This is a genomic window from Streptomyces sp. A1277 (assembly GCF_004795015.1).
Taxonomy (GTDB): Bacteria; Actinomycetota; Actinomycetes; order Streptomycetales; family Streptomycetaceae; genus Streptomyces.
This window is the reverse complement of the sequence record NZ_SSBI01000047.1, coordinates 41,044-67,713: the sequence shown is the minus strand read 5'-3', so window position 1 is coordinate 67,713 and position 26,670 is coordinate 41,044. Positions and strand designations below refer to the sequence as shown.

Annotated in this window: 26 protein-coding genes; 4 read left to right on the top strand and 22 right to left on the bottom strand. The window is 72.0% G+C overall.

The window, feature by feature from the left end; genetic code table 11:
- Positions 1-159: 159 nt before the first annotated feature.
- The 15 genes from E6R18_RS27035 to E6R18_RS26965 form a co-directional block, all read right to left on the bottom strand.
- Positions 160-1,785 (bottom strand): YifB family Mg chelatase-like AAA ATPase, encoded by a 1,626-nt coding sequence (locus E6R18_RS27035; protein WP_136319502.1) that lies wholly within the window; start codon positions 1,783-1,785, stop codon positions 160-162.
- Positions 1,785-2,144, bottom strand: a complete 360-nt coding sequence (locus tag E6R18_RS27030; RefSeq protein WP_136203970.1) for a YraN family protein — start codon at positions 2,142-2,144, stop codon at positions 1,785-1,787. Before E6R18_RS27030 ends, E6R18_RS27035 begins: the two co-directional genes overlap by 1 nt.
- Positions 2,145-2,228: 84 nt before the next feature.
- The gene (locus E6R18_RS27025; protein WP_003965949.1) at positions 2,229-2,537 is read right to left on the bottom strand and encodes a DUF2469 domain-containing protein; all 309 of its coding nucleotides are present in this window, start codon (positions 2,535-2,537) and stop codon (positions 2,229-2,231) included.
- Positions 2,538-2,600: 63 nt separating this feature from the next.
- Positions 2,601-3,089 carry an NUDIX hydrolase gene (locus E6R18_RS27020; protein ID WP_136319501.1) on the bottom strand — a complete coding sequence of 163 codons (489 nt, stop codon included), beginning with the start codon at positions 3,087-3,089 and terminating at the stop codon, positions 2,601-2,603.
- Positions 3,079-3,828: a signal peptidase I gene (gene lepB, locus E6R18_RS27015; RefSeq protein WP_136319500.1), complete on the bottom strand. Its 750-nt coding sequence runs from the start codon at positions 3,826-3,828 to the stop codon at positions 3,079-3,081. Before lepB (E6R18_RS27015) ends, E6R18_RS27020 begins: the two co-directional genes overlap by 11 nt.
- 49 nt (positions 3,829-3,877) lie before the next feature.
- The gene (gene lepB / locus E6R18_RS27010) at positions 3,878-4,783 is read right to left on the bottom strand and encodes a signal peptidase I (RefSeq protein ID WP_136319499.1); all 906 of its coding nucleotides are present in this window, start codon (positions 4,781-4,783) and stop codon (positions 3,878-3,880) included.
- A 102-nt stretch (positions 4,784-4,885) separates the two neighbouring features.
- Positions 4,886-5,803: a signal peptidase I gene (lepB, locus tag E6R18_RS27005; protein WP_136319505.1), complete on the bottom strand. Its 918-nt coding sequence runs from the start codon at positions 5,801-5,803 to the stop codon at positions 4,886-4,888.
- Positions 5,685-6,761: a signal peptidase I gene (lepB, locus tag E6R18_RS27000; protein WP_136319498.1), complete on the bottom strand. Its 1,077-nt coding sequence runs from the start codon at positions 6,759-6,761 to the stop codon at positions 5,685-5,687. The genes lepB (E6R18_RS27005) and lepB (E6R18_RS27000) overlap by 119 nt, the downstream gene beginning before the upstream one ends.
- On the bottom strand, positions 6,754-7,524 hold the full coding sequence (gene lepB / locus E6R18_RS26995; RefSeq protein ID WP_136319497.1) for a signal peptidase I: 771 nt from the start codon (positions 7,522-7,524) through the stop codon (positions 6,754-6,756). The genes lepB (E6R18_RS27000) and lepB (E6R18_RS26995) overlap by 8 nt, the downstream gene beginning before the upstream one ends.
- Before the next feature lie 45 nt (positions 7,525-7,569).
- Positions 7,570-7,920 (bottom strand): 50S ribosomal protein L19, encoded by a 351-nt coding sequence (gene rplS / locus E6R18_RS26990; protein WP_136319496.1) that lies wholly within the window; start codon positions 7,918-7,920, stop codon positions 7,570-7,572.
- Positions 7,921-8,048: 128 nt separating this feature from the next.
- Positions 8,049-8,870 (bottom strand): tRNA (guanosine(37)-N1)-methyltransferase TrmD, encoded by an 822-nt coding sequence (trmD, locus tag E6R18_RS26985; protein ID WP_136319495.1) that lies wholly within the window; start codon positions 8,868-8,870, stop codon positions 8,049-8,051.
- The gene (gene rimM, locus E6R18_RS26980; RefSeq protein ID WP_136319494.1) at positions 8,870-9,448 is read right to left on the bottom strand and encodes a ribosome maturation factor RimM; all 579 of its coding nucleotides are present in this window, start codon (positions 9,446-9,448) and stop codon (positions 8,870-8,872) included. The genes trmD and rimM overlap by 1 nt, the downstream gene beginning before the upstream one ends.
- 79 nt (positions 9,449-9,527) lie before the next feature.
- Positions 9,528-9,767, bottom strand: a complete 240-nt coding sequence (locus tag E6R18_RS26975) for an RNA-binding protein (RefSeq protein ID WP_005311361.1) — start codon at positions 9,765-9,767, stop codon at positions 9,528-9,530.
- A 2-nt stretch (positions 9,768-9,769) separates the two neighbouring features.
- Positions 9,770-10,210 carry a 30S ribosomal protein S16 gene (gene rpsP / locus E6R18_RS26970; protein WP_136203964.1) on the bottom strand — a complete coding sequence of 147 codons (441 nt, stop codon included), beginning with the start codon at positions 10,208-10,210 and terminating at the stop codon, positions 9,770-9,772.
- Between the two features lie 157 nt (positions 10,211-10,367).
- A complete protein-coding gene (locus tag E6R18_RS26965; RefSeq protein WP_003965961.1) occupies positions 10,368-10,961 on the bottom strand; it encodes a hypothetical protein in 594 nt (197 codons plus the stop codon).
- A gap of 554 nt (positions 10,962-11,515) precedes the next feature.
- Between E6R18_RS26965 and E6R18_RS26960 the strand changes: the two genes are divergently transcribed.
- Positions 11,516-12,364: a methyltransferase domain-containing protein gene (locus E6R18_RS26960; protein ID WP_136319492.1), complete on the top strand. Its 849-nt coding sequence runs from the start codon at positions 11,516-11,518 to the stop codon at positions 12,362-12,364.
- 58 nt (positions 12,365-12,422) lie between these two features.
- Here E6R18_RS26960 and ffh read toward each other — a convergent pair whose 3' ends face one another.
- The 5 genes from ffh to E6R18_RS26935 all read right to left on the bottom strand — a co-directional run bounded on the left by ffh (position 12,423) and on the right by E6R18_RS26935 (position 20,137).
- On the bottom strand, positions 12,423-13,976 hold the full coding sequence (gene ffh, locus E6R18_RS26955) for a signal recognition particle protein (RefSeq protein ID WP_136319491.1): 1,554 nt from the start codon (positions 13,974-13,976) through the stop codon (positions 12,423-12,425).
- A gap of 110 nt (positions 13,977-14,086) precedes the next feature.
- A complete protein-coding gene (locus E6R18_RS26950; protein WP_136319490.1) occupies positions 14,087-16,540 on the bottom strand; it encodes a [protein-PII] uridylyltransferase in 2,454 nt (817 codons plus the stop codon).
- 50 nt (positions 16,541-16,590) lie between these two features.
- On the bottom strand, positions 16,591-16,929 hold the full coding sequence (locus tag E6R18_RS26945) for a P-II family nitrogen regulator (protein ID WP_003965965.1): 339 nt from the start codon (positions 16,927-16,929) through the stop codon (positions 16,591-16,593).
- A complete protein-coding gene (locus tag E6R18_RS26940; RefSeq protein WP_136319489.1) occupies positions 16,926-18,281 on the bottom strand; it encodes an ammonium transporter in 1,356 nt (451 codons plus the stop codon). Before E6R18_RS26940 ends, E6R18_RS26945 begins: the two co-directional genes overlap by 4 nt.
- Positions 18,282-18,661: 380 nt before the next feature.
- Positions 18,662-20,137, bottom strand: a complete 1,476-nt coding sequence (locus E6R18_RS26935; RefSeq protein ID WP_136319488.1) for a hypothetical protein — start codon at positions 20,135-20,137, stop codon at positions 18,662-18,664.
- Between the two features lie 361 nt (positions 20,138-20,498).
- On the opposite strand from E6R18_RS26935, the gene E6R18_RS26930 reads away from it, so the two are divergent.
- Positions 20,499-21,158: a bifunctional DNA primase/polymerase gene (locus E6R18_RS26930; protein WP_136319487.1), complete on the top strand. Its 660-nt coding sequence runs from the start codon at positions 20,499-20,501 to the stop codon at positions 21,156-21,158.
- A gap of 79 nt (positions 21,159-21,237) precedes the next feature.
- Here the strand turns inward: E6R18_RS26930 and ftsY are convergent, their stop codons facing one another.
- Complete coding sequence (gene ftsY, locus E6R18_RS26925) at positions 21,238-22,437, bottom strand: signal recognition particle-docking protein FtsY (RefSeq protein WP_136319486.1); 1,200 nt, start codon at positions 22,435-22,437, stop codon at positions 21,238-21,240.
- A gap of 124 nt (positions 22,438-22,561) precedes the next feature.
- Here ftsY and E6R18_RS26920 point away from each other — a divergent pair, with 124 nt between their 5' ends.
- Positions 22,562-23,953: a cytosine permease gene (locus E6R18_RS26920; protein WP_136319485.1), complete on the top strand. Its 1,392-nt coding sequence runs from the start codon at positions 22,562-22,564 to the stop codon at positions 23,951-23,953.
- A gap of 55 nt (positions 23,954-24,008) precedes the next feature.
- Positions 24,009-24,974, top strand: coding sequence for an LLM class flavin-dependent oxidoreductase (locus E6R18_RS26915; RefSeq protein WP_136319484.1), 966 nt, complete (start codon positions 24,009-24,011; stop codon positions 24,972-24,974).
- Positions 24,975-25,044: 70 nt separating this feature from the next.
- On the opposite strand, the gene E6R18_RS26910 is transcribed toward E6R18_RS26915, so the two are convergent.
- Positions 25,045-26,463: a sugar porter family MFS transporter gene (locus tag E6R18_RS26910; RefSeq protein WP_136319483.1), complete on the bottom strand. Its 1,419-nt coding sequence runs from the start codon at positions 26,461-26,463 to the stop codon at positions 25,045-25,047.
- Positions 26,464-26,670 lie beyond the last annotated feature (207 nt).

Sequence of the window (26,670 nt, the reverse complement as noted above, 5' to 3'; positions counted from 1 at the left end):
GATCTGCGCCGCCGCCCGCGAGCACGGCTCCCCCGCCGCCCCGTCCGCGCGCCGCCACCACCGCGCCGCCCGCGCATCCGGTGTCCTGCCCCGTCATGCCGCCCCCGCACCCCACGTCCTGTCCCGTCATGCCGCCCCCGCACCCCACGTCCTGCCCCGTCATGCCGCCCCCGTCCCCATCGCGACCCCGCGCGGGATGCCGCTGCGCAGTTCCAGGGCCACCGCGATGTCCGAGGCGTCCGGGCGGTCGGCGCCGCGCAGGTCCGCGACCGTCCACGCCACCCGCAGCACCCGGTCCAGGCCCCGCGCGGTGAGCAGGCCCCGCTCCATGTCCCGCTCCGCCGCCATCAGCGCGCCCGGCGCCGCGGCCAGCCGGGTCCGCAGCTCGTGGCCCGGGACCTCGCTGTTGGTCGTCCAGGCCGTGCCCGCCAGCCGCTCGGCCGCCCGCTCCCGGGCCTCCCGCACCCGGGCCGCGACGGTCGCCGTGGACTCGCCCCGGCCACCCCGCCCCATCAGGTCCGCCCGCGTCACCGGGGCGACGGCCACCCTCAGGTCCACCCGGTCCAGCAGCGGGCCGGAGAGCCGGGCCTGGTAGCGCCGCACCGCGGACGGCGGGCACTCGCAGCCGTCCCCGCTCAGGGTGTGCCGCCCGCACGGGCAGGGGTTGGCGGCGAGCACCATCAGGAACCGGGCCGGCAGCCGCACCACCCCCGCGCTCCGCGCCACCACGACGTGCCCGGACTCCAAGGGCTGGCGCAGCGCGTCCAGCGCCTTCACGGAGAACTCCGGCGCCTCGTCCAGAAAGAGGATCCCGCGATGAGCGAGCGAGACGGCGCCGGGCCTCGGCAGCCCGTTGCCCCCGCCGACCAGGGACTGCATGGTCGCCGAGTGGTGCGGCGCGCAGTAGGGCGCCCGGGAGACCAGCGGCTCGCCCGGCGGCAGGATGCCGGCGACCGAGTGCACGGCGGTCACCTCCAGGGACTCCTGCCTGGTCAGCGGCGGCAGGATCGCGGGCATCCGCTCGGCCAGCATGGTCTTGCCCGCCCCCGGCGGACCGGTGAGCAGCAGGTGGTGGCCGCCCGCCGCGGCGACCTCCAGGGCCTTGCGCGGCCGCTCCTGGCCCGCCACGTCCGCCAGATCCGGCCGGGCGCCCTCGCCCGTCGCAGCGGCCCTGGCGATGCCGGCGCCCAGTCCGGCGCCGGGCACCATCAGCCCGGCGAGCATGGGGTCGGGGCGCCCCTCCTCGTGGGGCCGCTGTTCGTCGGGCACGGGTTCGTCGCACAGCACCGCGATCAGCTGCCGCAGGCTGCGCACCCCGAGCACGGAGACGCCGGGCACGAGGGCCGCCTCGCCCGCGCTCTGTTCGGGGACGACCACCTGCCGGTAGCCGGCCTCGGCCGCCGCCAGGACGGCGGGGAGCACCCCGCGGACCGGGCGCACCCGGCCGTCGAGCCCCAGCTCCCCGATCATCACCACGTCGTCGATCGAGGCGGGATCGATCCGCTCGGCGGCGCCCAGCACCGCACACGCCACAGCGAGGTCGAAGCCCGATCCGCCCTTGGGCACCGAGGCCGGGGACAGTCCCACGGTGAGCTTCTTCTGCGGCCACTCGGCCCCGGAGTTGACCACGGCGGCCCTGACCCGGTCGCGGCTCTCCACCAGGCTCTTGTCCGGCAGCCCCACCAGGGTGAACGCCGCCACCCCGGCCTCCAGGTCCGCCTGGACCTCCACCACCACGCCCTCGACGCCGACCAGCGCCACCGAGCAGGCACGCGCGAACCCCATCAGGCCACCCCCCGCGCATGCTCGGCCAGGGGCGCGCCGCGTGTGGGCAGCACCACGCCCACCAGGTCGATGCGCACCCCGCCGGGCGGCGGGCCGCCGTGCCGGTCCAGCCAGAGCGCGGCCAGCCGGCGCAGCCGGTCCGCCTTGGCCGGTGTGACAGCGGCCATCGGATGCTCGAACGCGCCCGCCCTGCGGGTCTTCACCTCGCAGATGACGAGCGCGTCACCGTCCATCGCGACGATGTCGATCTCGCCGGCGCGACAGCGCCAGTTCCGTTCCAGTACGGACATGCCGGCGTCGGCCAGCAGCCGCGCCGCCAGGTCCTCGCCGTACCGCCCGAGAGCCCCCCGTGCGTTCATATCGGCACCACCTCCGGTACCGACTGTGACGCGTCCGCCCTACTTCAGTGGATCTTGGTGGACAAGCGGGCGATTGTGGATAACTCAGCCACCCGGAAGTTCGAGATCGCTCTTGTTGAGCTCCTCGATGTTGACGTCCTTGAACGTCAGCACCCGTACCTGCTTGACGAACCGTGCGGGCCGGTACATGTCCCAGACCCAGGCGTCCGCCATGGACACCTCGAAAAACACCTCGCCCTGGACCGAGTGCACCTGCATCTCGTAGTCGTTGGTGAGGTAGAAGCGCCGTTCGGTCTCGATCACATATTTGAACAGACCGACGACATCGCGGTACTCCCGGTAGAGCTTCAGCTCCATCTCGGTCTCGTACTTCTCGAGGTCCTCGGCGCTCATTGGCATGTTCCCCTTCAGCCGTGCGTTTCCCCATTGTGCGCCAGCCCCCGACGCCCCGGCCGCTCAGGCGTTTTCGGGGGCCAGGACCACCGGCGTACCCGGAGGACCCTCGTCGAGCAGCGTCCGGAGCAGCTCGGCGAGTCTGGTCGGGTACACCGTCTCACGCGCCGCCGACAGTTCGGCGGAGGTCCACCACCTCAGACCCGTGACACTGCGGCGTTCCAGCCATGTGTGTCCGCTGGTGTCGGTGGCGGTCTGTGCCGTACGGGCCAGGAAATACCACTCGTCCTGTTCCCAGCGCCGGCCGTCGAAGGGGAAGGAGCACCGCCGCTTCCAGAGGACCGGGCCCAGTTCGACGTCGGTGATGCCGGTCTCCTCGGCCAGCTCGCGCAGCGCGGCCCGCTCATGGGTCTCGTCGTCCTCCAGGCCGCCGCCCGGGGTGAACCACCAGCTGCGGTCCGGGTCCTCCGGTTCGAAGCCGTGCATCAGCAGAATGCGGTCGTCCGGATCGAGGAGTACCAGGCGGGCGACCCTGCGTACCTCAGCGGGCACCGGCGGCCGCCTTCGGCTGCGTGTTCCGCTTCGGCCGGGAGGAGCGGGCCGCGAGCGGGCCGTACACGGCGCCGCCGAGGATGAGCACCATGCCCGCGGCCATGGCGGCGAGCTGGAGCTTCAGCGGCCCGGCCGTCGAGACCCCGCCGGGCAGCGCGGCGAATGCCTGGGGCCTGCCGATCATCGAGCCGAGCGGCCAGGCGACGGCGTCCACCCGGGCCTGCACGGCCCCGCGCGGCACCGAGCCGTGGGCGGCGTCCTCCAGGTGGACCCGGGAGTCCAGCGAGACCGTGCGGTCGTCCCCCAGCAGGAAGAGCTGCCCCTGGGGCACCTCGGCCGTGAAGTCCTCGCCCGAGGCGCGGCCGGAGCCCTGCAGATACGGTTCGTCGATGGGTATGCCGTTGACCGTGAGGCGGCCGTCCTTGCCGCAGCAGGCGATCTTGTCGCCGTCGGTGCCGACGACCCGCTTCACCATGGGCATGTTGCCCCACTCCGGGTCGGTGAAGACGACCACGTCACCGCGCCGGACCTCGCTGCCGTCCACCCGCTGCGCGAGTACCTTGTCGCCCGCGTTCACCGTCGGCGTCATCGACCCGGTCGGGACCGTGTAGGGCCGGTACACCACGGCCCCCCAGGCGAAGCCGCCGAGGAAGAGCACGCAGCCGAGCGCCACGGCCACCCCGGACAGCCTGCTGCCGAGCCGGCCGCGGCCGTCATCCGTACGACCTGTTGCACCCATACCGGCGTCCCCCATCGGAGATCGACAATCGCTGATCCGCGTGGGCACCCTACCCGGCAGTACGCCCGGCGGTCAGCCTCCGCCTGCGCCACAGCACGAGCGGCAGGGCGCCGGCGAGGCCGACTGCGCCCGGCGCGGCCCCGGCGGCGGCGCTGATACCGGGCTGGTCGAAGGTGTCCGGAACGGACAGCACCGACCAGCGCCCGACCGGCCACGCCACCACCACGGCCCGGCCCACGACCTGGCTCACCGGCACGAAGCCCTTGTTCACGTCGTTGGTGTGGTAGCGCGAGTCCGACGAGTCCTGCCGGTGGTCGCCCATCACCCAGATCTTGCCGTCGGGCACCTTGAACGGGCCGAAGGGCATGTCGTCGCAGGCGCTGTTGCCGGGGAAGACGTACGGCTCGTCGAGTGCCTTGCCGTTGACCTGGACCGGGCCGCCCTTCTTGCACTCCACGGTGTCACCGCCGACCGCGATCGTGCGCTTGATCAGGTCCTTCTCCTCGGCGGACGGCATCAGCCCGACGAAGCTCAGGAACTTCTGCGCGGCGTTCGGCTTCGGGGTCGGCTCGTCGCGCAGCCAGCCGTCCGGGTCGTGGAAGACGACGACCTCGCCGCGCTCCGGCTCCGAGCCGAACCAGGGGGTCAGCTTGTCGACCAGCACCCGGTCACCGCGCTGGAGCGTGTTCTGCATCGAATCCGAGGGAATCGAGAACGCCTGCACCAGAAACGTCTTGATCAGCAACGCCAGAATCAGCGCGATCCCGACGAGGAGCGGCAGCTCCTTCCAGAACGGGCGGGAGGTCTTCTTACTGTCCCCGCCGCCGTCCGGCTCGGCCTCGGACGCCCGGGACGGCTCGTCCCCGGTGCCGGGTCCGGATTCCGTCGCGTCGGCCGGTTCCGGCTGCTGCGCGGACTCCTGCTCGGGCCGTGCTCCGCCTGCCACTCCACTCACGTTCCGCTTCCTCACTCTGCGCCGGTTGCCTGCCCGCCGGACCGCCCTGCCGGCCCGCCGAATCGGAAGAACCGCCCCCGCGGGCAGGGGGCGGTCCGTCCGTTACGTCGCCCGCCGGGGCGAGGTCCGGCGGCGCCTGCGCCAGAGCACCAGCGGTACGGCGCCCGCGAGCCCGATCGCTCCGGGCGCCGCCGCGGCGGCCGCCGCGTTGATGCCCGGCTGGTCGAAGGTCTTCGGGACCGGGAGGGTCGCCCAGCGGTTGACCGGCCACGCGATCACGATGGCGCGGCCGACCACCTTTTCGGTGGAGACGGTGCCGCCGCCCGACAGATTCTGGTGGTACCGGGAGTCGAGCGAGTTCTGCCGGTGGTCGCCCATCACCCACATACGGCCCTTGGGGACCTTGATCGGGCCGAACGGCTCGTCGTCGCAGGCGCTGTTGCCCTCGAAGATGAACGACTTGTCGTCCAGCGCCTTGCCGTTGACCTCGACCGGTCCGTTCTTCTTGCACTCCACGGTGTCACCGCCGATCGCGATGACCCGCTTGATCAGGTCCTTCTCCTCGGACGAGGGCATGAGACCGATGAAGCTGAGGAACTTCTGCACCGCGTTCGGCTCGGGTGCCTGGGTGTCCTCCAGCCAGCCGCCCGGGTCGTGGAAGACGACGACCTCGCCGCGCTCCGGCTCCGCACCGAACCACGGCGTCAGCTTGTCCACCAGCACCCGGTCACCGCGCTGGAGCGTGTTCTGCATCGAATCCGAGGGAATCGAGAACGCCTGCACCAGAAACGTCTTGATCAGCAACGCCAGAATCAGCGCGACGCCGATGAGGAGGGGCAGTTCCTTCCAGAACGGGCGGGGGCTCTTCTTGCGGGCCGTGCTGGAGCCGGACGCGCCGCCGTCACTCTCCACCCCGCCCGCCGCCGCCCCGTCCGCCGCTTCTCCGGCGGACTCGGCATGCGCCGGAGAGCCCGGCCGGTCCTCGGGTTCTTCGTGTCCGGATCGTGCGCCGACCGCCAAATCCCCCACATCCACTCCTTACTCCGTGCCACCGCCCGCGTCCTAGCCGATGCAGGCCCACCACTCCCATAACGAGCGGGAGTTCCGCAGGGGTCGGGAGCCGGGTCAATCCGTTGGGATACTCCGACACACTATTCGACGGCCCCGACCCGGCCGCCGTACCGGCGCGCGCGTCCGGGACCGACGAGAACGCCGAGCGTTCCTCAAGACCGCCCCAGTGTCCGAAGGGCCAGACGATCCACTTCGCCCGCCCCACGACCGCGTCCTCGGAGATCGTGCCGTTCGCCGTCTTGTCCAGGTGGAAGCGCGAATCGGCGGAGTTGGAGCGGTGGTCCCCCATGACGAAGAGCCGGCCCGCCGGAACCTTTACCTCGAATTTGATGGTGGAGGGGGAATCCCCGGGGAAAACATAGGGTTCGTCGACCGCCACGCCGTTGACGATGAGCCGCCCGTCCTGCTCGCAGCACTTCACGGTGTCGCCTCCGACGGCCACCACCCGCTTGATCAGATCCTGCTCGTCGCCCGAGGGAAGCAGCCCGATGAAGGTGAGCGCCTCCTTCACCTGCTTGATGACGACGGGCGGCTCCTCGGAGGTCGCCTGGTTCGGCGGCGGCCAGTCCGAGGGGTTGCGGAACACGACGACGTCGCCGCGCTGAGGCTTGGACCCGAACCACGGCGTCAGCTTGTCCACGAGCACCCGGTCGCCGATCCGGATGGTCTGCTCCATCGACCCGGAGGGGATCACGAACGCCTGCACCAGGAACGTCTTGAGGACCAGCGCGATCAAGAGCGCCACCGTGATCAGCAGCGGAATCTCCCGCACCGCCGACCTGCGCCGCTTGCGCTTCACCTTGCGGGCCAGCTTGCGCCGCTGGGCCCGGGTGGGCAGCGAGCGCGCACCGTCGGCGGGCGGCGTGGTCCCGGGGGCCGCACCGCCGTGGCGCCCGTGGTTACCCATGGGCCGGGCCCGGCGCCGGTATGCCGTCGAACGCCGAGGTGCCCGGCAGGGACCCGACCCGGCCGAGCGGCCAGCCGAACCAGTCGACCCGCCCGATCACCCGGTCCACCGGCACCATGCCGCCGCCCGGCTCGCCCAGGTGGTCGCGGGAGTCGCGGGAGCGGCTGCGGTGGTCGCCCATCATCCACAGGGTGCCGTCCGGCACCACGATGTCGAAGGGGACCCGGGAGGCCGCGTCACCGGGGAAGAGGTACTCCTCGTCCAGCGGCCGGCCGTTCACCTCGATCCGGCCCCGCGCGTCGCAGCAGACCACCCGGTCGCCCCCCACACCCACCACCCGCTTCACGAAGTCGGTCTCGGCCGGCCCGGCGAGCCCGAGGGACGCCGCCGCCCCGCGCAGCAGCGCGGTGACGGGGTTCTCCCCCGTGCCCTCCTGCACGAAGGAGCCGGTGCCGTCGAAGACGACCACGTCACCGCGACGGGGCACGGAGCCGAAACGGTACGCCAGCTTGTTGACGAGCACCCGGTCGCCCACCCGGAGCGTGGACTCCATCGAGCCGCTGGGGATCAGGAAGGGCTGCACCACGAAGGTGCCGAACAGGAGCACGAAGACCGCGCAGGCGGCACCGAGCGCGCCCAGGCGCCGCCAGGGCAGCGAGGCGGCGACCCGGTGGCGCAAACGCGAGGAGCGCGACCGTTCCTCCGGACCCGTAGCGGGTGCGGAGGAGCGGTCGCGCTCCTGGAGTTCTGCTTCCGTGTCCATCGGGGCCAGAGCTTATCCGGCCGTCCTGTGGACCAGGGAGTCAGCTCAGCGGTCGCGCTTCTCCTTGATCTTCGCGGCCTTGCCGCGCAGCTCACGGAGGAAGTACAGCTTGGCGCGACGGACGTCACCGCGGGTCACGACCTCGATCTTCTCGAAGATCGGGCTGTGCACCGGGAAGGTGCGCTCGACGCCGACGCTGAAGGAGACCTTGCGGACCGTGAAGGTCTCGCTGACGCCCGCGCCCTGGCGGCGGATGACGATGCCCTTGAACTGCTGGACACGGGAGCGGTTGCCCTCGATCACGCGGACGTGAACGTTGACGGTGTCACCGGGGCGGAACGCCGGGACGTCGGTACGCAGCGACGCGGAATTGACGTCGTCGAGCAGGGAAGCCATGTTGTCTGCTTTCTTCGCCGATGCCACAGGTCATCGACGGGAGTGAGTGATGAATGCGTAGGGCTGATCGCGTCGGACGGGCGTCATTCCCCCTGTGGCAGGGGCGCACGCGGACGTACAGCAGCGGCCTATTCTTCCACGGCCTCGGGCCTGCGCCAAAATCGGCCGCCGGGCTCCGGCGACCAGCCGAGGATGGAGAGCATCTCCCGGTCCTTCTTGTCGAAGCCGGACGCCTCGCACCGCTCGATCAGATCGGGCCGGTTGGCGGCCGTACGGCGCAGCGCCTCGTCCCGCCGCCAGCGCGCGATCCGCCCGTGGTGGCCGCTGAGCAGTACGTCGGGAATGCCCCGTCCGCGCCACTGGGGCGGCTTGGTGTAGACGGGGCCCTCCAGGAGGTTGGCCATCGCGCCGGGTGCGAAGGAGTCGTCCTGGTGGGAGGCGGCGTTGCCCAGCACGCCGGGCAGCAGCCGGGCCACCGCCTCGGTGATCACCAGGACGGCCGCTTCCCCGCCCGCCAGCACGTAATCGCCGATGGACACCTCGACCACCGGCATCCGGGTGGCGTACTCCTCGGTCACCCGCCGGTCGATGCCCTCGTAGCGGGCCGGGGTGAAGATCAGCCAGGGCCGCTCGGAGAGTTCGACGGCCAGCTCCTGGGTGAACGGCCGGCCGCTCGGCGTCGGCACCACGAGGACCGGGGAGTGCACCCCCGCCTCGTAGCCGTCCGCCAGCGCCTCGTCCAGGGCGTCGCCCCACGGCTCGGTCTTCATGACCATGCCGGGACCGCCGCCGTACGGGGTGTCGTCCACGGTGTTGTGGCGGTCGTACGTCCAGTCGCGCAGGTCGTGCACGTGCACGTCGAGGCGGCCGCCCGCGCGGGCCTTGCCGACCAGGGAGACGTTCAGCGGCTCCAGGTACTCGGGGAAGATCGTGACGACGTCGAGGCGCATCAGGCGTCCTCGCCCGTCGCGGCGGCCGGCCCGTCGCCCTCCTCGCGCGCGGAGGCCACGACCGCCTGGCTCGCGTCGATCAGCCCGGGCGGCGGGGTGATGACCGCGCGCTGCTCCTCCAGGTCGATCTCTGTGACGATCTCCTCCACGAACGGGATCATCACCTCGCTGCCGTCCGGGCGCTCCACGATGAAGAGGTCCTGGGACGGCAGGTGCGTGATCTCGGTGATCCGGCCGATCTCGGTGCCGTCGGCGAGGACCACGTCGAGGTCCATCAGCTGATGGTCGTAGAACTCCTCGGGGTCCTCCGGGAGTTCCGCCGGGTCGACGTCGGCGATCAGCAGGGTGTTGCGCAGCGCCTCGGCGGCCGTACGGTCCTTCACGCCCGCGAAACGCAGCAGCAGCCGGCCGCTGTGCACCCGGCCGGTCTCGATCGTCAGCGGTCCCGTCGTGGCCGGCTCGGTGGCCAGCACGGCTCCGGGCGCGAGCCGCAGCTCCGGCTCGTCCGTGCGCACCTCGACGGTGACCTCGCCCTTGATGCCGTGGGCGCGGCCGATCCGCGCGACTACCAACTGCACCTTGTGTCTCTCCTGTCGTACGACGACGGGCCGGGGCGGGCGCTTGGCCCTCCCCGGCCCGTGCCGGTGTTCAACTCTGTCAGCGAACCTGATCCACATCGACGAGGTCGACGCGGATGCCACGGCCGCCGATGGCGCCCACGACGGTACGCAGCGCGCGTGCGGTGCGGCCGTTGCGGCCGATCACCTTGCCGAGGTCATCGGGGTGCACCCGGACCTCCAGCACACGGCCACGGCGCAGGTTGCGCGAGGCGACCTGCACATCGTCGGGGTTGTCGACGATGCCTTTCACGAGGTGCTCGAGAGCCTCCTCGAGCATGCTCAGGCCTCGGTCGACTCGGCGGGCGCGGCAGCGTCAGCAGCCTCGTCCGCCTTCTTGTCGGCCTTCTTCGCCTTCGGCGTGATGGCCTCGCCCTTCGACTCCTCACCGTCGGTGGAGAGAGCGTCGAACAGGGCGCGCTTGTCGGCCTTGGGCTCCGGCTGCAGCAGCGGCGCGGGGGCCGGGAGGCCCTTGTGCGCCTGCCAGTCGCCGGTGAGCTTCAGGATCGCGAGGACCGGCTCGGTCGGCTGGGCGCCGACGGACAGCCAGTACTGCGCGCGCTCCGAGTTGACCTCGATGCGCGACGGGTTCTGCACCGGGTGGTACAGGCCGATCTCCTCGATGGCCCGGCCGTCACGGCGGGTACGGGAGTCGGCGACGACGATGCGGTAGTGAGGCGAACGGATCTTGCCCAGACGCTTCAGCTTGATCTTGACTGCCACGGAAGTGGTGTCTCCTGGTCTATGACGTGGTTGGGCACAACGAAGATGCCACGTGGGGTTGCGGTACTCGGGTGCCCGATGGACGCGTCAGCCGGAGGAGAGAGGGGTCCTGTGCGACTGTCGAGTACAGCTAGCCATTGTGCCACACCCCGTCGGCTCACCCCACCGCGACCGCCGCTTCCGGGATCCGGAACGGCTTTCCGCAGCCGCCGCAGACGATCGGGGCCTGCGCGAGGACCGAGGGGACCACGCGCACATTGCGTCCGCAGTCGCAGACGGCCTTGACCCGCACGCCCCCTCCGGAGGAGCCGTGCCGGGCGGCGGGGCCGCGGAAGGAGCGCTTGGTGTCGGCGGCGGTGGCCACGGTGTGCGCCTTGAGGGCGCGTTGCAGCCTTTCCGTCGTCGGCCGGTAGCGGCGCTTGGCCTCGGGGTTGAGCGTGACCAGCGAGAAGCCGCTGCTGGGATGGGGCTCCTCGGCATGGTCGAGGCCCAGCTCCTCGGCGATCGCCAGGAATCGTCGGTTGTGGTAACGGCCGGCGCGTGAGGTGTCGCGGACACCTCTCGCGGCGGCGATGCCGTGGACTGCCTCATGGAGCAGTCGCTCGAAGGAGAGCTCGGCGCCACAGGCGGACGAGGACTCTCCGATCAGGGACTCGGGTGCGGCGAGATCGGGCAGCTCGGGGTGGTACCGCTGAATATCGGCCCACGCCTGCGCCAGCTCTGCGGCAAGTACAGGTGGTGTCGTGCTCACGTCGTGACCAACGAGCGCGGGGCCTCCGGTGTTCCGATTCCGGGCCATCCCAAATATTTTGCACGTACCAGTCAGTTGCCGTTCATGCGTCCTGACGAGGGCGGGTGCGCTGATCTGCGGAGAAGTCTCACAGCTCGCACCAAGCCGGTACGTAGCGGCGCGTACGCCCGGGCGCGTAGACGCGGTACGCGCCCCGGCGCCCGCGAGCGCCCGGCGCCGGAGATCCGGCGGTCGCGGAAACGCAGGTGGAGAGGGTACCCGCAGCGCCCTGACGAGCTCGACGTGCCCGTCCCGGCGTGTCGGGTGAGACTGGGACGGCAGAGACGGCAGAGCACGTGGCGGACTCCTGGGGCGCCCATGCCGTCCGGGTGCCCAGGAGCCGTGGCACGCCCGGGCGGTCTCGCGGGAACCATCCCCCGCAGACCCCTGGACGCGGCGGCGGATGCGCAGTTCTCTGGCATACGGGGGAATCGCGCGTACGGGGACGGGCCAACCGTCCACTCGGCACGACCGATCGGCACAACCGGCAACCTCGGCGGATTGGGGCGCATTCCATGACACCAACGCTCGTCCGGCACCACCGGCACACGGAGTCATCCGCTCCCGCGGACGACGGCTCCCGGGCCCGTGACTGGGCCGAGATCCAGGAACGGATGCTCGCACCGCTGTACGAAGCGGTGTACACGCGGCTGGAGGTCGGGCCCGCCACCCGGGTGCTCGGGCTCGGCTGCGGTTCCGGGCTCGCGCTGCTGATGGCCGCGGGCCGCGGCGCGCGGGTCACCGGCGTGGACACCGACCTCGAACGCCTCGCCCTCGCGCGGGCCCGGCTGCGGCCCGGCCCCGAGGACCGCGGCGCCCCGGCCACCGGCCCCCGCCTCGTGGACTCGGTCAGCGAGGCGGCGGCCGACGGGCCCCACGACCTGATCACCGCGTTCACCCCGATCGGCTGCGCGGCGGGCGACGGGGACGAGCTGGTACGGGCCCTCGGGACCGCGGTGCCGTCGGCGGGCCGGGGCTCCACGGTCGTCCTGGCCGGCTGGGGCCCGCCGGAGCGGTGCGCCACTTCGGCGGTGCTGGGGGTGGCGAGCCGCCTCGCCGAGGACGGGCGCACGCCGGGCAGCGGGTCCTGGCGCGGCCCGCGCCGCGACGATCTGGAGGACGTGGCCTTCCGGTCCGGGCTGAACCCGGACGGCTCGGGCCGGGTGGCCTGTCCGTTCGGTTACGCCGACATGGACAGCGCGGTACGCGGCCTGCTCTCGACCCGGCTGTTCGACGCGGCGGTGCGGGCGACGGACCGGTGGCAGGTGGAGAAGGAAGTGGCGGAGGCCCTGCACCCGCACCGGCGCCCGGACGGCACGGTGTGGATGTCCAACGTGTTCCGCTACCTGGTCTGCACGACGTGACACATGCCGAAGGGGCGCCCGCCGCACGGCGGACGCCCCTCGGTCATCGGCGCGGGCGTCAGCCCATGAACTTCTTGAACTCGTCGGGCAGCTCGAAGTCCTGACCGTCCTGGCCGGCCGGCAGACCGGGGACGCCGCCCTGGGCCGCCTGCTCGCGGCGGACCGCGGCGGCCTGCTCCTCGGCCTTGCGCTTCATCGGGTTGCCGCTCTTGCGCTTGCCCTTGGCCTGCTTGACCTGCTTCTTCTGCCGACCGGGGCCGCCACCCATGCCCGGCATCCCGGGCATCCCCGGCATGCCGCCGCCCTGGGCCATCTTCGACATCATCTTGCGGGCCTCGAAGAACCGCTCGACCAGGTTCTTCACGGCGCTGACCTCGACGCCGGAACCCTTGGCGATACGGGCGCGCCGCGAGCCGTTGATGATCGTCGGCTCGGCGCGCTCCTTCGGGGTCATCGACTTGATGATCGCGGCGGTGCGGTCGACGTCGCGCTCGTCGATGTTGTTGATCTGGTCCTTGATCTGCCCCATGCCGGGCAGCATGCCGAGCAGCTTGGAGATGGAGCCCATCTTGCGGACCTGCTCCATCTGGGCCAGGAAGTCGTCCAGCGTGAAGTCCTTGCCGCCCTTGCTGGACGCCAGCTTGGAGGCCATTTTGGCGGCCTCTTCCTGGCTGAAGGTCTTCTCCGCCTGCTCGATCAGGGTGAGCAGGTCACCCATGTCGAGGATGCGCGAGGCCATGCGGTCCGGGTGGAACGCGTCGAAGTCCTCCAGCTTCTCGCCGTTCGACGCGAACATGATCTGCTTGCCCGTGACGTGGGCGATCGACAGGGCGGCACCACCGCGGGCGTCGCCGTCGAGCTTGGAGAGGACCACCCCGTCGAAGCCGACGCCGTCGCGGAACGCCTCGGCGGTGTTGACCGCGTCCTGACCGATCATCGCGTCGACCACGAAGAGGATCTCGTCCGGGCTGACGGCGTCGCGGATGTCCGCGGCCTGCTGCATCAGCTCCTGGTCGATGCCGAGCCGGCCGGCGGTGTCCACGATGACGATGTCGTGGACCTTGGTCTTCGCGTACTCGATGGAGTCCTCGGCAACCTGGACCGGGTCACCGACGCCGTTGCCCGGCTCGGGGGCGTACACCGCGACGCCGGCGCGGTCGGCGACGACGCTCAGCTGGTTGACGGCGTTGGGGCGCTGGAGGTCGCAGGCGACGAGCAGCGGGGAGTGGCCCTGGCCCTTGAGCCAGAGGCCGAGCTTTCCGGCGAGGGTCGTCTTACCGGCGCCCTGGAGGCCGGCGAGCATGATCACGGTGGGCGGGTTCTTGGCGAACCGCAGCCGCCGGGTCTCGCCGCCGAGGATGGAGATGAGCTCCTCGTTGACGATTTTGACGACCTGCTGAGCGGGATTCAGCGCCTGGGAGACCTCGACGCCGCGCGCCCGCTCCTTGACGTTGGCGATGAAGGACCGGACGACGGGCAGCGCCACGTCGGCTTCGAGCAGGGCGATACGGATCTCGCGAGCCGTGGCGTCGATGTCCGCCTCGGACAAGCGGCCCTTGCCCCGGAGGTTCTTGAAAGTCGCGGCAAGGCGGTCGGAGAGAGTATCGAACACGGCGCTCGTCGGTCCTCAGGGTCGGGGGCGGGTGGAGTCAGTCGGTTCCCAGGGTATCCGGACCCCGGAGAACGCCAAGCCCTCGCCCGGCACCGTACGGGGGGGCGGGTTCAGCCGAGCGCCTTCTCGACCTCCTGGGCCAGCTGTGCCGCCCGCTTCGCGGACAGCGGTTCGCCCTCCGCGTCCGTGACGTAGACCGTGTCCACGGCGTTCGCCCCCAGCGTCGACACATGCGCGCTGCGCACCCGTACCGTGCTCCGCTCCAGTGCGTGGCCGATGCGGTGCAGCAGGCCCGGGGCGTCCTGGGCGCGGACCTCGATCACCGTGGCCAGGCGGGAGCCGGCCGGCGCGACCGTCACCCTGGGCGGCGGGGCCTTCGCACCGCGCCGCCGGGGGTGGGCGGCCTCGCGTTCGGCGAGGCGGGCCGGGATGTCCAGGGTGCCGTCAAGGGCGCGTACGAGGTCGGCGCGGAGCCGGGCCGCCTGGGGCAGTGAGCCGTACTCGGCGGCGACCCGCCAGCTGAGCAGCAGCAGGTCCGCGGTGTCCCCCAGCTCGGTGGGCAGCTCCACGGCCCTCAGGTCGGCGGCGCGCACGGTGAGGCGGTGCAGGGCGAGGACTCCGGCGGCGGCGGGCAGGACGCCCGGCCGGTCCCGGAGCGCGATGAGGAGTTCTACGCCGACGGGTTCCGGGGCGCCCTCCTCGTGCGGGGTCTCGGGCCGGGTGTGCAGGGCGAGTACGGGTTCGCCGGTGCGCAGGGCTTCGACGGCCAGGCGTTCCTGCTCGGTGGTGGGGGCGGCCTGCTCGGGCTCTTCGGGGGCCTCGCCGGCGAGGACCTGGGCGACGCGTTTGACGAGCTCGGTGACGAGGGAGGCGCGCCAGGCGGACCAGGCGGCGGGCCCGGTGGCCAGGGCGTCGGCCTCGGTCAGGGCGTGCAGCAGCTCCAGGGTGGCGGCGGTGCCGACCGCGTCGGCGACGGCGCGGACGGTCGCCGGGTCGTCCAGGTCGCGCCGGGTGGCGGTCTCGACGAGCAGCAGGTGGTGGCGTACGAGGGTGGCGATGACGCCCACGTCGTGGGCGTCGAAGCCGATCCGGGCGGCCATGTCGCGGGCGATGACCTCGCCGGCGACGGAATGGTCGCCCGGCCGGCCCTTGCCGATGTCGTGCAGCAGGGCGGCGACGAGCAGCAGGTCGGGGCGGCCGACGCGGCGGGTGAGCGCGGCGGCACGGACGGCCGTCTCGACGAGGTGGCGGTCGACGGTCCAGGTGTGGACGGGGTTGCGCTGGGGGCGGCAGTGGACCCGTTCCCAGTCGGGCAGGAGGCGGGTGATCAGCCCCTCGGCCTCCAGGGCCTCCCAGACGGGGACGGTGGCCTCGCCCGCGCCGAGGAGGGTGACGAGTTCTTCGCGGGCCTCGGCCGGCCACGGCACCGGGAGCGGCTTCGCGGCGGTGGCGAGGTGGCGTACGAGGTGGCGCGAGAGGGGCAGTCCGGACTGGGCGGCGGCGGCGGCTGCCCGCAGGACGAGGACCGCGTCGCGTTCGGGGCGGGCGGTGCGGGCGAGGACCGCCTCGCCCTCGGCCTCGACCACGCCATCGGCGAGCGGGGTCCGTTCGGGCGCCGGGTTGCGGCCACCGCCGAGCAGGGCCCGCAGCCGGGGCCGGGCCGAGCGGGCGCGCAGCACCCGGTTGACCTCGCGCCAGGTGACGTCGGTGGCGTAGGAGACGGTGCGGGCGGCCTCGTAGACCTGGCGCAGCAGGGCGTCGGCGTCGAGGAGGCCGAGGGCTTCGGCGACCTGGTCCTGTTCCTGGAGGGCGAGGCGGTCGGTGGCGCGGCCGGTGGTGAGGTGGAGGGCGTCGCGGGCGTCGAGCAGGACGCGGCGGGCCTCGGCGAGCCCTTCGCGGGGGGCGTCGGCGACCCAGGAGGCGGCGACGGCGCGCAGGGCGGTGGCGTCGCGCAGGCCGCCCCGGGCCTCCTTGAGGTCGGGTTCCAGGAGGAACTGGAGCTCGCCCTGGCGTTCGGCCCGTTCGCGGCAGAGTTCGTGGAGGGCGGGGAGGCGTTTGGGGGCCTGGTTGCGCCAGTCGGCGAGGATCGCGGTGCGCAGGGAGGCGACGAGGCCGAGGTCGCCGGCGACGGGCCGGGCGTCGAGCAGTCCGAGCTGGACCTTGAGGTCGTCGCCGGCCGTCTTCCGGGCCTCGGCGGGGGTGCGGACGGAGTGGTCGAGGGCCAGGCCGAGGTCCCAGACCGGGTACCAGGTCCGGTCGGCGAGGGCGGCCACGGCAGCGGCGTCGGCGGTGCCGTCGTGCAGGAGGAGCAGGTCGAGGTCGCTGCGCGGGGAGAGTTCGCCGCGGCCGTAGCCGCCGACCGCGACGAGGGCGGCGCCCCGGACGCCGGCGTGTTCGGCCGCGCCGGTGAACAGGGCGGTCAGCCAGGCGTCTGTGAGGGAGGCGAGGGCCGCACGGCGCGGCGGCCCGGGCCGCTCCTTCTCCTGGAGAAGGCGCAGCCGGGCCGCCGCGTAGCCGCTGGGTCCCGGGTCCTCGGGTTCCGTGGTGGTTCCGGTGCTCGTCACCCAGCTGCCCTTCCGTGTGCGCGACCGTGCGAATCAGTGGACCGGAGCGGTCAGAGCGCGTCCGGGCCGCGTTCGCCCGTGCGGACCCTGACCGCGGTCTCGACCGGGACGCTCCAGACCTTGCCGTCACCGATCTTGCCGGTGCGGGCGGCCTTGACGACGACCTCGATGAGCTGTTCGGCGTCCTCGTCCTCGACCAGGACCTCGATGCGGATCTTGGGGACGAGGTCGACGGTGTACTCGGCGCCCCGGTAGACCTCGGTGTGGCCGCGCTGGCGCCCGTAGCCGCTGGCCTCGGTGACGGTGAGGCCCTGGACGCCGAATGCCTGGAGGGCTTCCTTGATCTCGTCGAGGCGGTGGGGCTTCACGACTGCGGTGATGAGCTTCATGCGTCCACCTTCTTGTTCGTCGGGGCGGCCGGCGTGCCGGGGGCGGCGGATGCGGTGGTGCGCGGGGCCGCGCCGCCGCCGGCGCCGCTGAACTCGTACGCGGTCTCGGCGTGTTCGACCTGGTCGATGCCGGAGACCTCGTCGTCCTCGTCCACGCGCATCCCGAGGGTCTTGTCGATCAGGAAGGCGAGGGCCGCGGAGAGGAGCAGAGAGTACGCGAGGACGGCGAGGACCCCGACGGCCTGCTTGCCGAGCTGGCCGAGCCCGCCCCCGTAGAAGAGGCCCTTGGCGTCGGACTGGACCCCGCCGGTGGCGAAGAAGCCGACGAGGAGGGAGCCGATGACGCCGCCGACGAGGTGGACGCCGACGACGTCCAGGGAGTCGTCGTAGCCGAGCTTGTACTTGAGGCCGACGGCCATGGCGCACAGCACACCGGCGATGGCGCCGACCGCGATGGCGCCGAGCGGGCTGACCGCACCGCCCGCCGGGGTGATCGCGACGAGTCCTGCGACCGCGCCGGAGGCGGCGCCGAGGGTGGTGAAGGAGCCGTGGCGCAGCTTCTCGTAGCCGAGCCAGGCGAGCATCGCGGCGCCGGTGGCGACCTGGGTGTTGACGAACATGACCGCGCCGACGCCGTCGTCGTTGCCGAGCCAGGAGCCGGCGTTGAAGCCGAACCAGCCGAACCACAGGAGGGCGGCGCCGAGCATGACGAGCGGCAGGCTGTGCGGCCGCATCGGGTCCTTCTCGAAGCCGACGCGCTTGCCGATCACCAGGATCACGCCGAGGGCCGCGGCGCCGGCGTTGATGTGGACGGCCGTACCGCCCGCGAAGTCGATGACGCCGAGCTCGTACAGCCAGCCGCCCGCGCCCCAGACCCAGTGCGCGACCGGGAAGTAGACGACGGTGGCCCAGAGGGTGATGAACAGGGCCCAGGAGGTGAACTTCACCCGGTCGGCGAGGGCGCCGCTGATCAGGGCGGGTGTGAGGACGGCGAACATCAGCTGGAACACCGCGAAGACGTAGACCGGGATGGTGGTGCCGTCCCAGAGTTCGTTGACGCCGATCCCGCTGAGGCCGAGGAAGTCCTGGCTCCGGCCGATGACCGAGCCGGCGTCGGTGCCGAAGGCGAGGCTGAATCCGTAGAGCACCCACAGGATCGTGACGATCCCGAGGCTGATGAAGCTCATCATCAGCATGTTGAGGGTGCTCTTGACGCGGACCATGCCTCCGTAGAAGAAGGCGAGGGCCGGGGTCATGAGCATCACCAGGGCCGAGCAGATGAGCATGAAGCCGGTGTTGGCGGCAGACAGCGCCGGGGCGTCTGCGGCAAGCGTCGTGGTGCCTGGGGGCATCGGCGTCTCCTCGTCGTCGGTGCGGCCGCGTGCGGGCGATGGGGGCACAACCACGTGCGGGACCACTGGGGAAGGCGTGCGGGCCGGTTATGCGCCCGAGATTCGCGCAGCGCGGTTTCGCCCGTCGCGCCGCGGTGTTTCGCCGCAGTGACCAAGAGGGCCGCCGTGTTACGTCCCCATGAACCACCCGTGCCGTGCCCGCGCTCGCGCCCACTCTGCGGCTCGGGCCGCATACGGTGCGGATACGACGCTCCGGCAGGGGAACGACCACACGAACCGGCCACGGCGATCACCCGTTGACCTGGCAATGGGGGGAGCCGAAGTCGGTCTGTGCGGGGTGATCGTCGTGGCCGGGGCTTGAGGGGTTTTCCGTGGTCGCGCTAGACGGCTTCCACGGTTTCGGGCAGCTGTTCGATGAGGAGTTCGGTGAGCCGGGCGACCTCGGGTACGTCCCCGAAGTCCCTGGCGGCGGTGTCGACGGTCTTGCGGAGCCGGGTGTTGACGCGCTCGGAGCGGACCTTCTTGGCGACGCGCAGCGCCTGCTCGGCCGGCACGGTGGACTCCTCGGGCTCGCCCTTGAGGAGGTGGACGGTGGCGAGGCCGATCAGATTGAGCGCGTAAGAGCGCTGGTGCTCGTCGTCCTCGCCGAAGAGCTGGACCGCCTTCCGCATGACGGGCTCGGCGAGCGAGGCGTACGTGGGGCTGCGCCCGGCCACGTAGGCGAGGTCGCGGAAGGAGTGCGAGTTCTCGCCGTTGAGCTCGGCCTCGGAGAAGAAGCGGATCCAGTCGGGTTCGGGCTCGCCGTCGATACCGGCGTCCAGGAAGGTGTCCTCGGCCATCCGGACCGCCCGCTTGCACTTGCTGGGCCGGCCCATGTTGGCGTAGGCCCGGGCCTCCATCGCGTACAGCATGGCCTGGGTGCGCGGGGTCGCGCAGTCCCGGCTGCCGTACTGGGCGAGGTGGATCAGCTCCAGGGCGTCGTCCGGGCGGCCGAGGTGGATCATCTGCCGGCTCATGCTGGACAGGACGTACGAGCCGAGCGGCTTGTCGCCGGCCTCCTTGGAGGCGTGCAGGGCGAGTACGAAGTACTTCTGGGCGGTGGGCTGGAGGCCGACGTCGTAGCTCATCCAGCCCGCCAGCTCGGCCAGTTCGGCCGCGCATCGGAACAGGCGTTTGGAGGTGGCGGCCGGCTGCGGCTCCTGGAGCAGGTCGGTGACCTCGTGGAGCTGGCCGACGACGGCCTTGCGGCGCAGTCCGCCGCCGCACTGCGCGTCCCACTGGCGGAACATCGCGGTGGTCGACTCCAGCAGGTCCAGCTCGGGGCCGGAGAGCCGGGAGGGGCGGCGGGAGGCCCCGGCGGGCTCCGGCTCGGCCGGGCCGGAGGGCGCGACCGGCACAAGCCAGCGCTGCATGGGCTCGATGAGCCCGGGTCCCGCGGCGAGGGCGAGGGAGCTGCCGAGGAAGCCCCGGCGGGCGAGCATCAGGTCGCTGCGCGAGAACTCGCTGAGCAGGGCGACGGTCTGCGGGCCCGCCCACGGCAGGTCCACCCCGGCTACGGAGGGTGCCTGGTGCGGGGTGCGCAGTCCCAGGTCCTCGACGGCGACGACGCTGCCGAAGCGCTCCGAGAACAGCTCGGACAGGATGCGCGGGATCGGCTCGCGCGGCTGCTCGCCGTCGAGCCAGCGCCGCACCCGGGAGGTGTCGGTGCTGATGTGGTGGGCGCCCATCTGGCGTGCCCTGCGGTTCACCTGCCGCGCCAGCTCGCCCTTCGACCAGCCGCTGCGCACGAACCAGGACCCCAACTGCCCGTTCGGGCGCTTACCGGCATTCGTCTCGCCTGCGCCGCTGCCACTCACGGATAAGCCCCCATCCCGCCGAATACTGTCGCGCGAAGCATTATCAGAATGCCGCGAACTCGTGTCGCCCGTACGGGCGTTGCGCCCGATCGAACAGAAAGTCGGGTTGCCTCCGGCATACCCGTGGGCGCACATACTTCCATGGTTCGTGTACCGACGGTAATCCTACGGTCACCGGCCCGGCGAGCGCCTTTGCGCAATCGCCACCATTCGCCACCCCTTCGACTGAACGCCACCCGCGCGGGGCGCGATTCACTTGACAGGGCGATCAGCAGGAGGCGCAGGGATGCGTCCGGGGGCGCGCGGACGGTTGTGCGCTCCCGTTCGTAACCACCGGCGAGTCCGACCCGTTGGAGGGGGCATGGGCTTCACGATCGGCGGCATCCGCGAGATGCGAACCGGCGCACGGCGCCGCGGCCGTGCCATCGACGGCACCGCGGTGGCGGAGTACACGGGTCTGTGGGGCTGGGCCGTCGTGCCGGGCGCGCGCGCCGCGGACGGCGCCTGCTCCTGCGGGGACACCGGCTGCCCCGCCCCCGGCGCGCACCCGCTGGACTTCGCGCCCGAGGTGCCCGCCGGGGCGACGCTCGACGTGGCGGCGCGCGCCTGGGCCGAGGTGCCGGGCGCCTCGATGCTGCTCCCGGTGGGCCGCAGCTTCGACGTGCTGGACGTGGCGGAGACGGCCGGGCGCCGGGCCCTGGTGCGGATGGAGCGGATGGGGCTGCCGCTGGGCCCGGTCGCGGTGACCCCGCAGGGCCGGGCGCAGTTCTTCGTCGCGCCCGGCGCCGCCGACGAGCTCCCCGGGCTGCTGTACCGGATGGGCTGGGACGACGCGGGGCTGGACCTGCGGGCGCTCGGCCCCGGCTGCCACATCACCGCGCCGCCGTCCGACCGGGGCGGGCTCGGGCCGGTGCGCTGGCTGCGGCCGCCCGGCCCGGAGAGCGCGGAGCCTCCCGAGGCCCGGCTGCTGCTCGGCACGCTGGCGTACCTCTGCCACCGCTGGGCGGCCCCCTGCGCCTGAGCCGCGCGAGCCCGCCCGGCAGCACGAAGCCCGGCCGCACCGCGTGTGCGACCGGGCTTCGTGCGTGGTGTCCTTCGGGTCAGTCCCCGATCAGGGCGTCCACGAACGCCTCGGGCTCGAACGGGGCCAGGTCGTCCGGCCCCTCGCCGAGTCCGACGAGCTTGACCGGTACGCCCAGCTCGCGCTGGACGGCGATGACGATGCCACCCTTGGCGGTGCCGTCGAGCTTGGTGAGGACGATGCCGGTGATGGCGACGACCTCGGCGAAGACCCGCGCCTGCACCAGGCCGTTCTGCCCGGTGGTGGCGTCGAGGACGAGCAGGACCTCGTCCAGCGGGCCGTGCTTCTCCACGACCCGCTTGACCTTGCCCAGCTCGTCCATCAGGCCGGTCTTGGTGTGCAGCCGGCCCGCGGTGTCGATGAGCACCACGTCGGCGCCCTCGGCGATGCCCTCCTTGACGGCGTCGAAGGCGATGGACGCCGGGTCGCCGCCCTCGGGTCCGCGCACGGTACGGGCTCCGACGCGCTCGCCCCAGGTCTGGAGCTGGTCGGCGGCGGCGGCGCGGAAGGTGTCGGCCGCGCCGAGCACGACGCTGCGGCCGTCGGCGACGAGCACCCGGGCCAGCTTGCCGGTGGTGGTGGTCTTGCCGGTGCCGTTGACCCCGACGACCATCACGACACCGGGGGTCTCCAGGCCGCCCTCCGTCTTGACGGCGCGGTCGAAGTCGGTGCCGAGCAGGGTGAGCAGTTCCTCGCGCAGCAGGGCGCGCAGCTCCTCGGGGGTACGGGTGCCCAGCACGCGGACGCGCTCGCGGAGCCGTTCCACCAGTTCCTGGGTGGGGGCGACGCCGACGTCGGCGGTGAGGAGGGTGTCCTCGATCTCCTCCCAGGTGTCCTCGTCCAGGTTGTCCCGGGACAGCAGGGCGAGCAGCCCCTTGCCGAGGGTGTTCTGCGAGCGGGCGAGGCGGGCCCGCAGCCGGACGAGCCGTCCGGCGGTGGGCTCGGGGACGTCGAGCGCGGGGGCGGCGGGCGCCTCCGGTTCGACGGTCTCGGGGGCGGCCTCGGCGGGCGGGGCTCCGACCTCCTCGATGGTGCGGCGCGATTCCTCGCGCGGCGTTTCGGCCTCCTCGCCGACATGGGGCTCGGCGGGAGGAGTGATGGTCGGCGTGCTCGACGGCGCCGGGGGCAGCTGCTTCTTCTTGCGGCTGCTGACCACGAGCCCGCTGATCACGCCGACCGCGACCAGGGCGATGACTACAGCAAGGATGACGAATTCCATAACCCACCCAGTATCAGTCACCCGGCCCGGCAATCGGGGAAGGGCGGGGTGAGGCACAGCTCCGGGGGCGTGCGTGTCCGCCTGTTCGTTATGCGCTGTATGCCGGAAAGGTACGATCCTGGCCGTGGAGACCCGTGGCCTGGACCCCGTGCCCGACGAGGAGCGGACCGGCCGGGTCCGCGCCCTCTTCCCCACCTGGGCCGCGGCGAACATGACGGTGCTGCTGCTCACCGTCGGCGCGGGGCTCATGGTGCTCAACCGGCTGAGCTTTGGGCAGGTGCTGGTCGTGGCGGTCACCGCGCCGCTGCTCTCGTTCGGCCTGGTGGGCTTCATCTCGGTGGCGGGGAAGCGCGGCGGCGCCCCCGGCATGGCGCTGTCCCGGGCCGTTTTCGGCCAGCGGGGCAATCTGGCGCCGGGGGCGCTGATCTGGGTCGCCCGGTGGGGCTGGGAGACGATGAACGCGGTCACCGGGGCGTACGCCCTGCTGACCGTGGGCGATGTGCTGTTCGGCGTACGGAGCACGACCGCCCTGGTCACGGGGACGCTGGTGGCGTTCGTCGCGGGCAGCTTCCTGCTGTCGGGCCTGGGGCTGCGGGCGCTGCGGGTGTGCTGCACCTGGTCGGCGTACCTCTTCGGCGCCTTCAGCGTCCTGGTGCTGGTGCGTCTGGCCGTCACCTCGCCGTGGCGGGAGGTCCTGGAGCGGCCGCCCGGTCCGGTGTCGATGGTGCTCGCGGGCATCGGCACGCTGACGGCCGGCGGGATCAGCTGGGCGCCGTCCGGCCCGGACTTCAGCCGCTATCTGCCGCGTTCGACCTCGGGCCGGGCCATGGTCGCGGCCACCGTGGGCGGGGCGGCCGTGGTGTTCCCGCCGATGGTGCTGATGGGCGCGGTGATGGCGGTGGCGACGCCGGGCCTGGCCGTCACGGGTGATCCGGTCTCCTTCATCGGCGTCCTGCTGCCGACCTGGCTCTCCGTTCCGTATCTGGTCGTCACGGTCACCGGGATGGTGCTGATCAACGCGATGTCGATGTATTCGGCCGGATTCACCGCGCAGACCCTGGGCTTCTCGGTCCCGCGCGCCTGGGCCGTCGGGGTGAACGCGGCGATCAGCCTGCTGCTGGGGTCGCTCCTGATGATGGTGGCGAGCAGTTTCATCGACGCGTTCGTCTCCTTCCTGAATCTGCTGGCGGTGACGTTCTCGGCCTGGATCGGGGTCTTCGCCACCGACATGGTGCGCGGTCGCGCCTACGATCCGGTGGCGCTCATGGACACCACCGCGACCAGCGCCTACTGGTACACGGGAGGCGTCGCGTGGCCCGCCGTCGCGGCCTGGGCGGCCGGTCTCGCGGTGGGGCTGCTCTTCACCGGCGCGGAGTGGTTCACCGGCCCGCTCGCCGGTACCTGGCCCGGGCGCAGCGGCCTGGGCTGGGCGGTCGCGGTCCTCGTCTCGGGCGGCCTGTACGCGGCGCTGCCGCGCCCGGGCACCGGACGCCGGGCCGCATCCCTACACTTCTGACGCCCCGTCAGCTATGGTCGCCGCCCCGTCCCGGCCGCCCGAAGGGGACCGCGTCATGGCCTTCACCGTCGTACGGTTCAACCTCGTCGATCCGGGCGCCACGCCCGAATCCCTCTCGGCCCGCTACCGTGCGGCGCTGGAGATGGCCGCGTACGCCGACGCGCACGGCGTGGACACCGTCCAGACCGAGGAGCACCACGGGGTCGCCGACTCCTGGCTGCCCTCCCCGTTCGTGCTCGCGGCGGCCGTGTTCGGCGCGACGCGGCGGATCGCGGTGACCGTCTCGGCGGTCATCGGCCCGCTGCACGACCCGCTGCGGCTGGCCGAGGACATCGCGGTGCTCGATCTGCTGAGCGCGGGCCGGCTGGCCACGGTGGTGGGGATCGGCTACCGGCGCGAGGAGTACGAGCGGGCGGGCGTCGCGTGGGCGGAGCGCGGCCGGCTCCAGGACGAGCTGCTGGAGACGCTGCTGAGGGCGTGGAGCGGGGAGCCGTTCGCGTTCCGGGGCCGTACGGTGACGGTCACCCCGCGCCCGTTCACCCGCCCGCATCCGCTGCTGCTGGTGGGCGGGAGTTCGCGGCCGGCGGCGCGGCGGGCGGCGAGGCTCGGGCTGCCGCTGTTCCCGAGCGCGCACCTGCCGGAGCTGGAGGCGTACTACCACGAGCAGCGCGCGGTGCACGGTACGGACGGGTTCTGCATGATGCCGTCGGCCGAGACGCCGCTGCTGCATGTCTCCGAGGACCCGGACCGGACCTGGGCCGCGTACGGGGAGCACTTCCTGCACGAGGCGCGTACGTACGCCTCGTGGCAGTCCGATGAGATCCGTTCGGCCGTCCGCTCGGCGGCGACGACGGTGGCGGAGTTGCGGGACGAGGGCGTCTACCGGGTCGTCACCCCGAAGGCGTGCGCGGCGCTGGCCGGTGAGCTCGACAGCCTGGTGCTGCATCCGCTGTGCGGCGGGATGCCGGTCGAGGAGGGGTGGCGGAGCCTGCGGCTGTTCTGCGGGGCGGTCGGCACATGAGACGCGTACGGCCCCGGGTCGCGGGTGCGAGCCGGGGCCGTACGGGTTCGAGGAGCGGGGCAGCGGGGAGTCAGCCCATCTCCTCCAGCGCCTTGCCCTTGGTCTCCTTGACGAACTTGATGACGAAGGGGATCGAGAGCGTGGCGAAGCAGGCGTAGATGATGTACGTGCCCGACAGGTTCCAGTCGGCGAGGCTCGGGAAGCTCGCGGTGATCGCCCAGTTGGCGATCCACTGCGCCGATGCGGCGACGCCGAGCGCGGCGGCGCGGATGCGGTTGGGGAACATCTCGCCGAGGAAGACCCAGACGATGACACCCCACGACAGGGCGAAGAAGAGCACGAAGACGTGGGCGGCGATGAGCGCGACCGTGCCCTGGGTGGTGGGCAGCTTGCCGTCGACCAGGTCGGCGGAGAAGGCCCACGCCTCGAAGGCGAGGGCGACGGCCATGCCGCAGGAGCCGACGAGGGCGAGCGGGCGGCGGCCGACCCGGTCCACCAGGATCATCGCGATGACGGTACCGATGATGTTGATGATCGAGGTGGTGAACGAGTAGAAGAACGAGTCGGTCGGGTCGATGCCGACGGACTGCCACAGCGTCGCCGAGTAGTAGAAGGCCACGTTGATGCCGACGAGCTGCTGGAACACCGAGAGGCCGATGCCGACCCAGACGATGGGCAGGAAGCCGAAGCGGCTGCCCAGCAGGTCCTTGAAGCTGGACTTGTGCTCGCGGCGCATCGCGGTCTCGATCTCCTCGACCCGTGCGTCGAGGTCGACGCCCTTGCCCTCGACCTCTTCGAGGATCTTCCGGGCCCGCTCCCGCTTGCCGATGGAGAGCAGGAAGCGCGGCGACTCGGGGATCGCGAACGAGAGCAGCCCGTAGAGGATCGCGGGCACGACCATCACGCCGAGCATCCACTGCCAGGCTTCCAGCCCGGCGATCTTGCCGCGCTGGTCGCCGTCGGCGATCTGCAGGATGCCGTAGTTGACCAGCTGGGAGATGGCGATGCCGATGACGATCGCGGCCTGCTGGAAGGAGCCGAGCCGGCCCCGGTAGGCGGGCGGTGAGACCTCGGCGATGTACGCGGGGCCGATCACCGAGGCCATGCCGATCGCGAAGCCGCCGATGACGCGCCAGATCGCCAGGTCCCAGAGCGCGAACGGGAGCGCGGAGCCCACGGCGCTGATGGTGAACAGGGTGGCGGAGATCTGCATGCAGCGGATGCGGCCGATGCGGTCGGCGATCCGGCCGGCCGTGGCGGCGCCGATCGCACAGCCGATCAGGGCGATGGCGATGACCTGGGCGAGCGTGCCCGAGCCGATGTCGTACCGGTGGCGGATCGCCTCGACGGCGCCGTTGATGACGGAGCTGTCGTAGCCGAAGAGGAAGCCACCCATAGCGGCCGCGGCGGTGATGAAGATGACGTGGCCGAGGTGGTCCGGGTGGGCCGACCTGGCTCCGGACTCCGGTCCCTGCGATGTGCTGGTCACATGAACTCCTGATGCCTGGCCGCAACGACAGGCGTGGGGGGTGAGCTCCTCCCAGTGGTACACAACTTTTTACCGGCTACCACTTGAAGGCAAAGCAGACGCCGCAGAGACTATGCCTTCAAGTTTTGAAGTCAACACCGGGGTAGGAGCCGAGAACGATCTCCGCGTACCCCAAAGGTCAGGTTGAAGTCCTGAAGATGGGAAAAA

Excerpts from the sequence above, each read along its gene's own strand:
- E6R18_RS27035 (WP_136319502.1), bottom strand. The coding sequence starts at position 1,785 with ATGGGGTTCGCGCGTGCCTGCTCGGTGGCGCTGGTCGGCGTCGAGGGC.
- E6R18_RS27030 (WP_136203970.1), bottom strand. The coding sequence starts at position 2,144 with ATGAACGCACGGGGGGCTCTCGGGCGGTACGGCGAGGACCTGGCGGCG.
- E6R18_RS27025 (WP_003965949.1), bottom strand. The coding sequence starts at position 2,537 with ATGAGCGCCGAGGACCTCGAGAAGTACGAGACCGAGATGGAGCTGAAG.
- lepB (WP_136319500.1), bottom strand. The coding sequence starts at position 3,828 with ATGGGTGCAACAGGTCGTACGGATGACGGCCGCGGCCGGCTCGGCAGC.
- lepB (WP_136319498.1), bottom strand. The coding sequence starts at position 6,761 with ATGGGTAACCACGGGCGCCACGGCGGTGCGGCCCCCGGGACCACGCCG.
- lepB (WP_136319497.1), bottom strand. The coding sequence starts at position 7,524 with ATGGACACGGAAGCAGAACTCCAGGAGCGCGACCGCTCCTCCGCACCC.
- rplS (WP_136319496.1), bottom strand. The coding sequence starts at position 7,920 with ATGGCTTCCCTGCTCGACGACGTCAATTCCGCGTCGCTGCGTACCGAC.
- trmD (WP_136319495.1), bottom strand. The coding sequence starts at position 8,870 with ATGCGCCTCGACGTCGTCACGATCTTCCCCGAGTACCTGGAGCCGCTG.
- E6R18_RS26975 (WP_005311361.1), bottom strand. The coding sequence starts at position 9,767 with ATGCTCGAGGAGGCTCTCGAGCACCTCGTGAAAGGCATCGTCGACAAC.
- E6R18_RS26960 (WP_136319492.1), top strand. The coding sequence starts at position 11,516 with ATGACACCAACGCTCGTCCGGCACCACCGGCACACGGAGTCATCCGCT.
- E6R18_RS26945 (WP_003965965.1), bottom strand. The coding sequence starts at position 16,929 with ATGAAGCTCATCACCGCAGTCGTGAAGCCCCACCGCCTCGACGAGATC.
- E6R18_RS26940 (WP_136319489.1), bottom strand. The coding sequence starts at position 18,281 with ATGCCCCCAGGCACCACGACGCTTGCCGCAGACGCCCCGGCGCTGTCT.
- E6R18_RS26930 (WP_136319487.1), top strand. The coding sequence starts at position 20,499 with ATGGGCTTCACGATCGGCGGCATCCGCGAGATGCGAACCGGCGCACGG.
- ftsY (WP_136319486.1), bottom strand. The coding sequence starts at position 22,437 with ATGGAATTCGTCATCCTTGCTGTAGTCATCGCCCTGGTCGCGGTCGGC.
- E6R18_RS26915 (WP_136319484.1), top strand. The coding sequence starts at position 24,009 with ATGGCCTTCACCGTCGTACGGTTCAACCTCGTCGATCCGGGCGCCACG.